General features: G+C 33.4%; 11 protein-coding genes and 1 pseudogene. 3 read left to right on the top strand and 9 right to left on the bottom strand.

All coding sequences use genetic code 11. From position 1 onward, the window contains the following. Window positions 1-173 precede the first annotated feature (173 nt). Window positions 174-1,436 (bottom strand): tyrosine--tRNA ligase, encoded by a 1,263-nt coding sequence (tyrS, locus tag CD041_RS01415; protein WP_002458844.1) that lies wholly within the window; start codon window positions 1,434-1,436, stop codon window positions 174-176. Window positions 1,437-1,771: 335 nt separating this feature from the next. Here tyrS and CD041_RS01410 point away from each other — a divergent pair, with 335 nt between their 5' ends. Continuing rightward, window positions 1,772-2,686 (top strand): biosynthetic peptidoglycan transglycosylase, encoded by a 915-nt coding sequence (locus CD041_RS01410; protein ID WP_002458843.1) that lies wholly within the window; start codon window positions 1,772-1,774, stop codon window positions 2,684-2,686. A gap of 238 nt (window positions 2,687-2,924) precedes the next feature. Here CD041_RS01410 and CD041_RS01405 read toward each other — a convergent pair whose 3' ends face one another. Together CD041_RS01405 and acsA are read right to left on the bottom strand one after the other, a co-directional pair. After that, complete coding sequence (locus tag CD041_RS01405; protein ID WP_002492633.1) at window positions 2,925-4,592, bottom strand: formate--tetrahydrofolate ligase; 1,668 nt, start codon at window positions 4,590-4,592, stop codon at window positions 2,925-2,927. A gap of 323 nt (window positions 4,593-4,915) precedes the next feature. Next, window positions 4,916-6,625 carry an acetate--CoA ligase gene (gene acsA / locus CD041_RS01400; protein WP_080606555.1) on the bottom strand — a complete coding sequence of 570 codons (1,710 nt, stop codon included), beginning with the start codon at window positions 6,623-6,625 and terminating at the stop codon, window positions 4,916-4,918. A gap of 155 nt (window positions 6,626-6,780) precedes the next feature. On the opposite strand from acsA, the gene CD041_RS01395 reads away from it, so the two are divergent. Both CD041_RS01395 and CD041_RS01390 read left to right on the top strand, forming a co-directional pair. Beyond that, on the top strand, window positions 6,781-7,413 hold the full coding sequence (locus tag CD041_RS01395; protein WP_002478025.1) for a hypothetical protein: 633 nt from the start codon (window positions 6,781-6,783) through the stop codon (window positions 7,411-7,413). Window positions 7,414-7,439: 26 nt separating this feature from the next. Then, window positions 7,440-8,597 carry an acetoin utilization protein AcuC gene (locus CD041_RS01390; protein ID WP_002458839.1) on the top strand — a complete coding sequence of 386 codons (1,158 nt, stop codon included), beginning with the start codon at window positions 7,440-7,442 and terminating at the stop codon, window positions 8,595-8,597. Between the two features lie 110 nt (window positions 8,598-8,707). On the opposite strand, the gene CD041_RS01385 is transcribed toward CD041_RS01390, so the two are convergent. The 6 genes and pseudogenes from CD041_RS01385 to CD041_RS01365 all read right to left on the bottom strand — a co-directional run bounded on the left by CD041_RS01385 (window position 8,708) and on the right by CD041_RS01365 (window position 14,283). After that, window positions 8,708-9,487: a (S)-acetoin forming diacetyl reductase gene (locus CD041_RS01385; RefSeq protein WP_070648393.1), complete on the bottom strand. Its 780-nt coding sequence runs from the start codon at window positions 9,485-9,487 to the stop codon at window positions 8,708-8,710. 189 nt (window positions 9,488-9,676) lie between these two features. Next, window positions 9,677-9,872 (bottom strand): annotated as a pseudogene (locus CD041_RS12050) (IS5/IS1182 family transposase); the annotation flags it as partial. Window positions 9,873-10,309: 437 nt separating this feature from the next. Beyond that, window positions 10,310-11,299: a catabolite control protein A gene (gene ccpA / locus CD041_RS01380; RefSeq protein ID WP_002458835.1), complete on the bottom strand. Its 990-nt coding sequence runs from the start codon at window positions 11,297-11,299 to the stop codon at window positions 10,310-10,312. A 193-nt stretch (window positions 11,300-11,492) separates the two neighbouring features. Beyond that, on the bottom strand, window positions 11,493-12,584 hold the full coding sequence (locus CD041_RS01375) for a bifunctional 3-deoxy-7-phosphoheptulonate synthase/chorismate mutase (protein WP_002458834.1): 1,092 nt from the start codon (window positions 12,582-12,584) through the stop codon (window positions 11,493-11,495). Window positions 12,585-12,789: 205 nt separating this feature from the next. After that, window positions 12,790-13,704, bottom strand: a complete 915-nt coding sequence (locus CD041_RS01370; RefSeq protein ID WP_080606554.1) for a Maebl — start codon at window positions 13,702-13,704, stop codon at window positions 12,790-12,792. A gap of 108 nt (window positions 13,705-13,812) precedes the next feature. Further along, complete coding sequence (locus CD041_RS01365) at window positions 13,813-14,283, bottom strand: DUF948 domain-containing protein (RefSeq protein ID WP_002458832.1); 471 nt, start codon at window positions 14,281-14,283, stop codon at window positions 13,813-13,815. Window positions 14,284-14,353 lie beyond the last annotated feature (70 nt).

The following is a 14,353-nucleotide window of genomic DNA, read 5'->3' as shown; positions in this document are numbered from 1 at the left end:
AAAAAATAAGGCACTTTCGTATAATTTAATAAACTTCACTAAACTAAATTAACGCGCTGTATATTATCTAATGCATAAGAGAAAAAACAATTTCTATCAAATAATTTTAATAGAAATTGTCTTTTTTACATTGTTTAAGAACTTAATGTCCCAGACCCTTTATTCATATTCTGTTATCTATAATTCACCATAAAGTATTTCTTTTTACCACGTCTAATAATTGTAAAAGCATTTTCTATCTTATCTTCACTTGATAAATTGTAATTAACATCTTGCTGTCGCTCACCATTAATATAAATCGCACCATTATTTACATCTTCACGAGCTTGTCGTTTTGATGAAGAAATCCCTGTTTCAACTAGAGCTTCAACAATATTAGTATTGTCTGCAGATAATTCTACTTGAGGAACGTCTTTAAAACCTTCTTTTAGTTCTTTAGCAGATAAAGATTTCAAGTCACCACTAAATAATGCTTGTGAAATACGTATCGCATCATCTAAAGCATCTTGGCCATGAATCAATTTAGTCACATTTTCAGCCAGTGCTTTTTGGGCTTCACGTAAATGAGGTTGTTCATCTCTTGATGCTTCTAAACGTTCTATTTCTTCTTTATTTAAGAAAGTAAAATACTTTAAGAATTTTATAACATCATCGTCAGATTGATTTATCCAGAATTGATAGAATTCATATGGACTTGTTTTATCAGCATCTAACCAAACAGCTCCAGATTCAGATTTACCAAATTTCTTACCATCTGATTTAGTAACTAAAGGAATAGTAAGCCCATACGCTTCAGTTTGACCATACATACGTCGCATTAATTCAATACCACTTGTGATATTGCCCCACTGATCAGAGCCACCTACTTGAATTTTACAATTTAAATTTTGATTTAAATGTCCAAAGTCTATGGCTTGTAATATCGTGTAAGTAAACTCTGTATAAGAAATACCATTTTCTAATCTAGATTGAATTGAATCTTTAGCGAGCATATAATTTACACCTACATGCTTACCATAGTCTCGTAAGAAACTAATCAATGAAATTTGACCTAACCAATCTTTATTATTAACTAAAACGGCACCTTTTTCAGTTCCAAATTCAAACAATTTATGCATTTGTGCATTGATACCTTGAACATTATCCTCAACTTGTTCTTCAGTTTGTAACACACGCTCTTCAGATTTACCTGATGGATCACCAATCATACCTGTACCGCCGCCAATGAGCACAATTGGTCTATGTCCATGCTGTTGGAAACGTCTCAAAGTTAAAAACGGTAACAAATGTCCAATATGTAAACTATCTGCCGTAGGGTCCGCACCACAATATAAAGATACTTGTTCTTTGTTTAATAACTCCTCAATACCTTCTTCATCAGTTTGTTGATAAATTAACCCTCTCCACTTTAAATCCTCTAATAAAGCATTTGTCATATCTGTATACCTCCTTAAAAAAATAAAAACCCCTACATTATCAAAATGTAAGGGCGCTTTTGCACGTTACCACCATACTTTAGCATCAACATGTGATACCACTCTCTTAATGATACGTTCATTAATTAAACGTTGGATATATTTTAAAAGGTGTATTCACAATTAAAAAGCGTTAGTTCACAGCACCCACTAACTCTCTGAAGACCTTTATAACTGCTACTTGTCCTTACTATCCAATATTTATGGAATTGACATAATTATAAAGAACTCTGTTTTAAAAGTCAACTTAGTAAAATATGATATACTAGACGTACTTTCAGAAAGGACGCATGTGAATGATAAAAAAATTTGTGGCATATATGCAACAGGCTTCATATTTAAAATATGAGACCAAGTATAAATTAATCAAGCATATCTTAATTACGATGTTTGCGCTACTCTGCCTTATTTTATTGATTCTTTTCATTGCAAGTATGTTTTATTTCCATCGCATTACATCACATGCGTCAGCAATGAGTGACAATGAATTAAAGAAGAAAGCCATACACTTTGCTGGAGATGAAGCGATTGATCATAAAAATAATAATATCTTACAAGCATATGATCAGTCCCAAAATACTTTAATTGTTGGACCTAAACGTGTAAATTCAAACGTGATTGCTGCATTGACATCCTCAGAAGATACATTATTCTATCAGCATAATGGTATTTTACCAAAGGCATTAATTCGTGCAATGATTCAAGATGTTTTCAATGTGAAACAATCATCTGGAGGAAGTACAATTACACAGCAACTGATTAAAAACCAAGTATTAAGTAGTGAGAAGACGTACCGTCGTAAAGCAAACGAACTCGTATTGTCACTGCGCTTAGAAAAGATATTAACTAAAGACGAAATTGTATACACATATCTTAACGTAGTTCCTTTTGGACGAGATTATAATGGCTCTAACATCACAGGTATCGCATCTGCATCGTATAGTTTATTTGGTATCCCACCATCTAAACTTAATATTGCAGAATCTGCATACTTAATAGGCTTACTACAAAGTCCATACACTTATACACCATATGATGAAGATGGCTCAATCAAAAATAATAATCAATTTAATATAGGTATACAAAGACAACACTATGTACTAAAACGTATGCGAGTTGAAAACAAAATATCTGTAAAAGATTACCACAAAGCCTTAAATTTCGATATCAAACATCACCTATTACAACGAGATAAACAAGATGCAAGTTAAATAAAACATTTAAAATTTCCTTTGGCATCATTAAATAAACACCAAATGATATTAAAATTAATTATATATCTGCAGCTAAGCTGTCTACTTTATTTTTATGTATATACGCTTGATTTTATTTAATGGCTCTTAATATAAGAAACATAGCAAAGAAGGCAATTTCTATTGAAACTTAATAGAAATTGCCTTCTTCAACTTGTCAGAAACCTTTAAGTCTTAAACTATTAGCACGTATCACCTAGAATAATCCAACAGCATGGCCGTCATCTGTTACGTCCATATTTAAAGCTGCAGGTTTTTTCGGTAATCCTGGCATTGTCATAATTGCACCAGTTAAAGCAACTATAAATCCAGCTCCCGTTTTAGCTTCTAACTCTCTAATTGTAATATCAAAACCAGTTGGAGCACCTAATGCTGTGGCATCATCACTAAAGGAATATTGTGTTTTTGCCATACAAATTGGATAATTGTCCCAACCATTATTTTTAAAGTCTTTTAATTGTCGCTTAGCCTTTTTACTAAATGTTACTGAAGCACCGCCATAAATATCTTTGACAATTGTTTCAATTTTTTCTTCAAGTGGTTGATTTAAATCATATAAGAATTTAAATTCTTGTGGTTGATCAATGACTTCTAATACTTGATTAGCTAGGTCTACGCCACCTTTTCCACCTTTTTCCCAAACTTCGGTAAGTGCTATTCTCACATTATTTTCTTTTGCCCATTGCTTGACATACTCTGTTTCAGCATCTGTATCATGAATGAAAGCATTTAAAGCAATGACTGGTTCAACTCCAAATTTTCTAATATTATTAACGTGACGTTCTAAGTTAACAATACCAGCTTTAACAGCTTCAACATTTTCTTCTTTCAAATCATCTTTTGCAACGCCACCATGCATTTTTAATGCACGTACAGTTGCAACTAAGACAACAGCTGATGGTTCAAATCCAGCTTCACGTGCTTTAATATCAATGAATTTTTCTGCACCTAAATCAGAACCAAAACCAGCTTCAGTGATTACAATATCAGCTAAGTCTCGAGCTGTTTCAGTAGCTAAAATAGAGTTACAACCATGAGCGATATTAGCAAAAGGTCCACCATGAACAAGTGCTGGTGTTCCTTCGATTGATTGAACTAAGTTTGGCTTAATTGCATCTTTTAAAATCATCGCTAATGCGCCTTCAACTTTTAAATCTGCTACAGTAATTGGTTTACGATCACGTGTATAACCAATTGTAATGCGACTAATTTTTGATTTTAAATCTTTGATATCACGTGCTAAACATAAAATAGCCATAATTTCTGAGGCAACTGTAATGTTAAACCCATCTTCACGTGGTACACCGTTAGTTGGACCACCTAAGCCAACATTGACATGTCGTAATGCTCGATCATTCATATCAAGAACACGCTTCCATTCAATTCTGCGTACATCAATGCCTAATTCATTGCCTTGATGAATATGATTATCAATAAATGCTGATAATGCGTTGTTTGCTGTTGTAATCGCATGGAAGTCACCATTAAAGTGTAAGTTAATATCTTCCATTGGCAGCACTTGTGCATAGCCACCACCTGTTGCACCGCCTTTAATACCAAAAGTTGGTCCAAGTGCAGGTTCACGCAACGCAACCATTACATTTTTATTTAGCTCATTAAATGCATCAGCTAAACCAACAGTAACTGTTGATTTCCCTTCACCAGCTGGCGTAGGACTCATCGCAGTAACTAATACTACTTTACCTTTTTCGCCTTTAGAATTAACTTTGTTAATATCAATCTTTGCTTTATAATGACCATATTGCTCTAACGCTTCGTCAGGAATCCCTGCTTTCTTAGCAATCTCCCCAATTGGTCTTAATGTTGATTGATTTGCAATTTCTAAATCTGATAAATGTGCCAACTACTTTCAACCCCTTGTTCTAAATAGTATATTGTAAGAGCACCCTGATTGTTTGGGTATCATAATTTCTTACATACTTAATAATAACTAACTCTGCCAATGATGTCGAATTTTTGATAGCGTTTACAATTATTTTGACTAAAAACATATGCATGTAAAATAAATATACGTATATTTTGGCTATTTATTTAGCAAATATCGCATACATATTGAAAACGCAAAATGGTAAAATATATTATCATTTTGCGTTCCAAACTATACATTCAATTGTTGATTATATAAGGAAAAGCATCTTTTATTTTAAAAATAAGTTCCTGCTATTTTTAGTCCTCCATAGTACTTAAATCACCTGCATCTAAATTAAGTTCCCATGCTTTAAGTACACGTCGCATAATTTTACCTGAACGCGTCTTAGGCAATTTATCTCTAAACTCAATTTCTCTAGGAGCAGCATGAGCTGATAGACCTTCTTTTACATATTTTTTAATATCTTCTTTTAAATCATCAGTCGGTTCATATCCTTGGCGTAAAGCAACAAATGCTTTTATAATTTCACCACGTACTGGATCAGGCTTTCCGATAACACCAGCTTCAGCAACAGCTTCATGCTCAACTAATTTAGATTCGACTTCAAATGGTCCCACACGTTCGCCTGCTGTCATGATGACATCATCTACACGACCTTGAAACCAGAAGTACCCATCTTCATCTTTATATGCTGAATCCCCAGATATATACCAGTCTCCTATAAAATAAGAACGATATTTTTCTGGATTATCCCATATTTCATACATCATAGACGGCCACCCCTTTTTTATTGCTAAATTGCCCATACGATTAGCTGGCAATTCATTTCCCTCATCATCGATAATAGCAGCTTCCACACCAGGAATTGGTTTTCCCATAGAACCCAATTTGACATCCATTGCAGGATAATTAACAATCATATGTCCTCCTGTTTCAGTCATCCACCACGTATCAAGAACACGTTTACCATATGCTGATTTTGCCCATTTGATAACTTCTGGGTTTAATGGTTCTCCCACAGATAGAATAGATCGTAACATTGACAGATTATATTTTTGAACAATATCATCACCAGCACTCATCAACATGCGTAACGCGGTTGGTGCCGTATACCAAATTGTAACTTTGAATGCTTCAATCATCTTATACCACTGTTCAGGCGTAAAACGTCCACCTGCTATACAATTTGTGACGCCATTTAGCCAAGGTGCAAATATACCGTAAGAAGTTCCAGTAACCCAACCAGGATCAGCTGTACACCAATATACATCGTTTTCTTGTAAATCTAATACATATTTCCCCGTTATATAATGAAGTAGCATTGCTTGTTGTACATGAAGTACGCCCTTAGGCTGTCCTGTTGAACCTGAAGTATAATGTAATATTAAACCATCGTCGCGTTGTAACCATGTGATATTAAATGATGTGCTAGCTGATTGCATTAACTTATTAAAATCTATATAGTCATCAGACACATCATCATCCACGATAATGATTTTTTTGAGATGTGGTAATTTTTCTTGTGGTATACGATGAAGTAATTTATTTGTTGTTATAACAACTTTGGCTTCACTATTCGCTAAACGATCTGTTACTGCCTTTTCCATAAAAGCCTCAAATAATGGACCAACAATTGCACCTACTTTTAATATACCTAAAAAGGCAAAATACAATTCAGGTGTTCTCGGCATAAAGATAAAAACGCGATCCCCTTTTTGCACATTTGCATGCTCTACTAATACATTCGCCGCTTGATTGGATAAGTGCTGTATATCTGAAAATGTATATTGTTCCTGACGCTCATTATCTTTATAGTTTAAAGCGATTTTGTCTCCTTTACCATCGTCTACGTGACGATCTATACATTCATATGCCATATTGATTTTCCCTGTTTTATACCATGAAAAAGCTTTTTCTACTTCATTCCAATCAAAGTTTTGATATACATCCTCATAATTGCTTAAATTATATTCTCCCGGTTCACTCTTATATACTTCTACCTTCATTTGAAATCCCCCTTATATGAAATCGCTTTCTTAGCATGTATTATACATAAATTTTTGTGTTATTCAAAATTTTTAGAGAATTTTTACATTTATATTTTTAATTTACGTCCATAGCCTTTATACTAATTATAATAAGATGTCGGAGGCGGAAATCAATGAAGCATGTCAAAACTTATGTCTTAAAAAATATCAACATACAAGATATTCATTTTGTTATTGAAGGACCTGTATCTTGCAGTTTTTTGAAAACGCTTACTTTCGATGATCAACTTGATGCTTTTCGACCTCCAAAGGAACAATTTAATGCTTTATTAGAAATTTCACGCCTGATGGAAGGTCGAGTATATATCATTAGAGAACGCACACATATCATTGGCTATGTAACCTATCACTATCCGGATGAGTTTGAGCGTTGGTCTCAAGGTCATTTACCTTATCTTATTGAATTGGGTGCCATTGAATTATGTCCAAAATATCGTCATTTACATTTGGGTGGTCTACTCATCGCAACTAGTCTTTCTAGTAATGAGTTTGAAGATTATATTGTTTTAACGACAGAATATTATTGGCATTGGGATTTAAAACAAGCAAAGTTAGATGTTTTTGAATATAAAAAAGTGATGCAAAAAATGATGGCCAAAGGTGGATTAGAAGTTTTTGCTACAGACGAACCTGAAATCACAAGTCACCCTGCCAATTGCTTGATGGCTCGCATTGGCAATCGTATCACACTCGATCAACAACAAGCATTTGATGATTTACGCTTTCAAAATCGCTTTTTCTTTTAAATTCTATTTACTAAAGGAAGTTTGATATGATGCATGATAAAAGAAAAACTGGATATGTCTATTCAGATAAATTATTAAAATATCGTTTTGATAATCATCATCCTTTTAATCAAATGAGACTTAAACTAACGACAGAATTGTTGCAGACGGCTGGCTATTTAAACAATAGTAATATAGTGGAACCACCTATTGCAACAACGAATGAACTAACCCTCGTGCATCAATACGATTACGTACAAGCAATTAAACATGCATCACATGGTATTTTAAGTAATCAAGAAGCTGATAAATATGGATTAAGTGGCGAAGATACGAATCAGTTTAATAATATGCATAGCCATAGTGCTCGAATTGTTGGCGGCGCATTAACATTAGCAGATTTGATTATGAAAGGCATTTATCATAATGGTTGTCATCTTGGTGGTGGTTTGCATCACGCTCTAGAAGGACGTGCCAATGGATTTTGTGTTTATAATGATGTCGCAATTACGGCTAAATATTTAAATCAAAAATACGGCCAGCGGGTATTAATTGTGGATACTGATGCACATCACGGAGATGGTACACAATGGCGATTTTATACTGATGAAGAAATAATGTGTTATTCCATTCATGAAACGGGAAAATTTCTATTTCCTGGCTCAGGACATTATACTGAACGTGGAGAGGATCAAGGATATGGTTACACAGTCAATCTACCTTTAGAGCCTTATACAGAAGATGCCTCATATCTTGAATGCTTGGAGCTATCACTTAATGCTATAATTGAAGCATTTAAACCAGATATAATATTGAGTGTGCATGGGGTAGATATTCATTTTCAAGATCCATTAACTCATATGAATTGTACGCTTGATGCATTGTATCAAATTCCCTATCTAATAAATGCACTTGCAGAAACATATACTGATGGCAAAATTATTATGTTTGGTGGTGGAGGTTATAATATTTGGACTGTAGTTCCAAGAGCATGGAGTCATGTTTACTTAGCATTAACAAGACAAACTAAACCTCATGGTGCTTTACCACAAACTTGGATTAATAAATGGACAAGTTATGCTCCAAAACCGTTACCACAAACTTGGAATGAAAGTCTCGAACACTATATTAATATTCCACGAAGAGAAGAAATAAGTAAGCATAATTTAGAACGTGCTTTACGTATTAAATCATGGTATCAATAGTATTTAAACAAAGAGAAACACTTTCGCATAAATACTCGTAGTTGCATTTAACGAAAGTGTTTGAAGTCTTTGTCACAGTAGAGCTGTTCATGTCGAATAAAACAATATGATTAATGGAAGCGCATACCACCATCAACTATAATTGTTTGACCAGTGATATAATCAGAATCACTGCTAGCTAAAAAGCCAACAACATTAGCTACATCTTCTGGTTTTGAAAGTCGTTTTAAAGTAATTTGATCTGAGAATTGTTTCCAACCCCACTCTTCTGGTTGATTATTTTCTTTAGCTAATTTAACAGCAATACCTTTCATCATTGGTGTTTCAACAATACCTGGAGCAAAAGCATTAACTGTAATGCCTTTTTCAGCTAAATCACGTGCTGCTACTTGTGTAAGACCACGAACTGCGAATTTCGTACTACTGTATAAAGACAAACCTGCGTTACCTTCAACACCAGCTTGTGAAGTAGCATTAATAATTTTACCGCCGTGTCCTAATTTTTCAAATTGTTCTAGTGCTGCTTGAATGCCCCAGAATACACCACCGACATTAACACCAACGACTTGATTAAATTGTTCTGGTGTAACTGTTTCGATTGGCGTCATTGGTCCTAATCCAGCATTATTAACAAGTACATTTAAATCTCCAAAATGATTTACAACCTCACCCAATACTTTAAATACTTCATCACGATTGGATACGTCAGCTTTGTATGCTGCTGCTTCTTGACCTTGTTTATTCAATTTAGCTGCTGCTTCTTGAGCGCCTTCATAATTATAGTCAACGACAGCTACGTTAAATCCATCATTAAATAAACGTTGTGCAATGGAAAAACCAATACCTTGTGCTGCGCCAGTTACGACTGCTACTTTTTTAGTATTACTCATTATCAATCACCTCATAATAATTCTTTTCAATTTTATATTAGCACTTTGTAAAATTTATAGGGTGTCTTTTTTGTGAATTTTTCGATAATTCTAATAATATTACAATTATAGCTGTATAAAACGCAAAAAAGGTCTGAGATATTAAGTTCTTAAACAATGTAAAAAAGACAATTTCTATTATGTATTAGATAATATACAGCTTGTTATTATTTTAGGGTGATAAGATGTAGCCCCACGATGGTGTTTGAATTCATCGAATTCATTATCTTGGATTGTTTCAACAATTTCATTTACATATCGAGAAATATCATTTGTAGGAATAAGTATTGAAGTTTCCATTGGTAGTGTATAGTGTAAGTTGATTCATGTTATAAGCTTTATACATAAGGCACTTCGTTAATTTAGTTTAGTGGTATTTATTAAATGATACGAAACTGCCTTATTTTTTAAACATTTAAAGGTGAAATTACATGTTAATACGTAGCATTTATGGCGAGACTCCTGAGGGAGCAGTGCCAGTCGAAGACAGGGCTCCAACAAAGAGAAATACGAAAAGCATTTCGCCAAGCAAAGCAAGTTGGGGTGGGGCCCCAACAGATAGGCCTTCGAAAAGAAAGCCATCGGACAAAGCAAGTTAGGGTGGCTGAGACGGCATCCTAGGAAAGCGAAGCCATTCAATACGAAGTATTGTGAAAATAGAGAACAGCAGTAATATATTTTCTAATTGAAAATGATCTTACTGCTGTTTTTAGGAATTTATATCCCAGACCCGCATATATTTTATGACTAGGTTATATACTATTTTTTATTTTTCCACCAAAATTATTTTGTTGTTCCTCTGTATTCAATTCTATGTGGCAAAATCACATTAGGTTCATCAATAGGCTCGTCATTCATATATTTCGTTAATAGGCGCATACCAACTGCACCAATATCATACAATGGTTGAATCACACTTGATAATTTTGGTCTAACCATCTCAACTAAACGCGTGTTGTTAAAACTTACAATTTGTAAATCTTGAGGGACTTTCACACCTTTGTCTTGAGCACTATGCAAAATTCCAATTGCTTGCTCATCACTAATGACTAAAATAGCATCCGGATGATGGCCTTGTAACTGTTCAAATGCATGTACACCTTCTTTATAACTTTCTTTTCCAGTAAGATGTAAAGCATCGTCAAGTTTAAGTTGATGCTCCCTTAGAGCCTCGCTTAAGCCATCAAGTACATCATCTTGGGCCTTTTTCGAATAATCTCCACCAACAAGCGCAAACTTAGTTGCACCATTTTGAATAAGTTGTTCTGTCACTTCTTTGGCAGCCGATTTAAAGTCAATATTAACTGATGCAATTTGATCGTCTTTTCCATTTGTTCCCGAAACAACAACGGGCACTGATGATTGACTTATTAAATCTTTTATCTCATCTGAAATCGTACCACCTAAGAATATAATACCGTCCACTTGTTTACTTAATAAATTATTGAATATCTCTTTTTCTTTTTCAGGATCATTATCTGAATTAGAAATAATAGAATGATATTTGTACATCGTTGCAATATCTTCTATACCTCGAGCCAATTGTGAATAATAAATATTTGAAATATCTGGAATAATTACACCTACTGTTGTTGTACGTTTACTAGCTAATCCGCGAGCAACTGCATTAGGTCGATAATTTAAGCGCTTTATCACTTCATTGACCTTTTTACGTGTTTCTGGTTTTACGTTTTGATTACCGTTAACCACTCTTGAAACGGTTGCCATGGATACTCTGGCTTCTCTAGCAACATCATAAATTGTAACTGTCATAGCGTCCTCCTGTAAGCGGTTTATTTATTATTATATCGTGTTTTCATTTCATTTTCAAAGTTTAACACAAAAAACTTATGTATTAAATATGTTTTAATTTCGTTCACATATCTGTAAAAAATATTTACTAATTAAAATAAATACCTGCCATAGTGATTCATTAATATGACAGGTACTTGAATTCAGCTAATAACTATTTTAACTTTTTGCTATTATATAATTCAGAAAGTGGTTTAAGTTCGCTGTAAAATGCGTCAAACTCATCTAAGTCCATTTGTTGAGCACTATCACTCAATGCAACAGCAGGGTTAGGATGAACTTCGGCCATTACACCGTCAGCACCGACTGCTAATGCTGCCTTTGCAGTTGGTAACATAATGTCCTTTCTACCCGTACTATGTGTTACATCTACCATAACAGGTAAATGTGTACCTTGTTTAAGAATTGGTACTGCAGAAATATCTAATGTATTTCTTGTAGCTTTTTCATATGTGCGAATACCACGCTCACATAAAATTATATTTTTATTTCCTTGAGAGGCAATATACTCAGCAGCATATGTAAATTCTTCAATTGTTGCTGAAAGCCCTCGTTTTAGTAATATAGGTTTATTTGTACGACCAGCTTCTTTTAGTAATTCAAAATTTTGCATATTACGTGCACCAATTTGGAAAACATCTAAATAATCATCCGCAAGTTCAAAGTGAGCAGGATTAACGATTTCACTAACAATATTTAATCCAAATTTTTCTTTGACATTTTTTAATATTTTAAGCCCTTCTAAACCGAGTCCTTGGAAATCATAAGGTGATGTACGAGGTTTAAAAGCACCACCACGTATGAATTTTTCACCTTTTTGTTGAAGATTACGAGCTACAGCATCTACTTGTTCTTGTGATTCAACGGAGCATGGACCAAAAACAAATGATTTCTTACCATCTCCAATAATGCCACCATTTTTAAATGTTACAACTGTATCTTCTGGCTTTAATTTTCTTGATACATATAAATGTTTTTCATTTTCTGATTTTTGTAAATCTGTGGACGCTTTAAAAATTTCTTTAAATAACTGTTTAATTACATTATCATTAAAAGGACCTTGATTTCGATCTAATAAATCGTTTATCATCTCTTTTTCACGTTGTGGATCATAAACTCTCGTACCCTGTTTTAATTTTTCTTCACCAATTTTTTGCGCCAATTCCCCACGTTTGGACAACAAATCTAATATTTGATTATTAATCGATACAATCTCTTCTCTGTATGATTCTAATTTATTACCCATAAATACTCACCTCAAAATTCTGTTTTAACAATTAGTGTCACTTTAAAGCGATAAAATTATTAATATTAAACTCTATTTTAACAATTCTTTTTTTATTCTTCAACCTCATACGATCTATATTTTTAGAATTTTCTGATATTAATAACATAAAGTAAAAAGGTATCTCCATTATAACTTAATTATAGATGAAGATACCTTTAAATATTTAATCATTGAAAGTACGTTTATCAATTTTACTTTTAGCTTTTTCTACACGTTGTGCTTGTTTAGGTGTTGATTTATGTTCATTTTTAGTTGAATTATCCTGCTGAATCGACTTTTCTTCATGCGTAATTACGCCATTATCAAAATGTGCTGACTGATGCGTTTGTTGGTCTTTAATTTGTGCTTCTGGTTGATTTATTGAAGGCTTTGTAACTAAATTTGGAACACGTTCAACTTTCACAAATTTTAATTCTGGTTCAGTTAATAGCGCTTTTGTTTTAGCCGTAACAGAGCTATCTTGTTCCATTTTTTGAGCTTTGCCTTTTGCTGCTTGTGCTAAACGCTGTGCTTGATTATTTGCTATCATCTTTTTTGTTTTATTAGAAGGCGCTTTTAATGTATCGTTTGTTTCGTGTTTTATTGCTTGTTGTTGTGCTGCTATTTCTGTGGCACTCGCTTCTTTTTTATTCTCTTCTTGTGCTTCTGCTTTAGCTTGCTGAATCTCTTGTGCTTCTGGTGAATCATCTTTTAATGTATCATTTACTTCTTCTTTAATAGCTTGTTGTTGTGCTGCTATTTCATCTGGTGAAATACTATCTTGTTGTTTAAAGTCTTCTATCTTGCTTTTTATAGCGTTAAAATTCGTTTCAGCTTGTTCTTTTATATTAAGATATTTCTGTTCTAATTCTTGTTCTTTCTTTTTAAGTTCATCTATTTTTTCAAAACCTTTATTTTTATATAATAGACCAATCGTTGAACCAATAATTGCGCCAGTAATAAAACTTACTACAAAGTCTTTTCGTTTTGGAACTTCATTAGAATAGGGCGTTAAATTTTGATGTTGGTAACTATCATGAGATAAAATATCACCTGAATGTGTATGTTCAAGTGGTTGTTGATTAAATTTTTGACTCATTGTAACTCCTCCTATAACAAATGCACTTAAACAGGTACAAACCTCATTTAAGTGCATGAAATTACATCTTATTAAAAAGTTTTCTCTACAAAAGTTAAGCAGCTTTATTTAATGGATTTTAGTGTCATCAGCTACAGAACTTGTTTTGTAGTTTGAACTTTCTCTACGATAGTGTCTGTTTTGCCATTTATCTGCAATTTCCATTGCAACATTGGACCATTGCACTACTTGAGAAATTTTATCTTCATTTTGAGAGATATTGTGAGTAATTGAATTTGTTACTTTATCAATTGAGCCATTTAAATTTTGAACAGAATCGCCAATACCTTTAACAGCATCAACAACAGAATTTAAACGTTCAACTTTACCTTGGATATCCTCTGTTAAACGATTTACTTTGTGGAGTAAATCTGTAGATTCACGTGTAATACCTTGAACTTGGCCTTCAACACCATCAAGAGTTTTTGCTACGTGATCTAAATTTTTCTTAACTGACATTAACACAACAACTACACCTATACATAAAATTAAGAATGCAATTGCAGCGATTATTCCAGCAATTGGTAAAATCCAATCCATTAAAAACGCCTCCTAAATACCTATTAAAAATGTCATTAGTATTAAATACCCATGAGAATAATGTATAAAC

The organism is Staphylococcus lugdunensis, from assembly GCF_002901705.1.
Classification (GTDB): Bacteria; Bacillota; Bacilli; order Staphylococcales; family Staphylococcaceae; genus Staphylococcus; species Staphylococcus lugdunensis.
The sequence above is the reverse complement of the archived record's forward strand: the minus strand, read 5'-3'. Positions and strand labels throughout refer to the sequence as shown.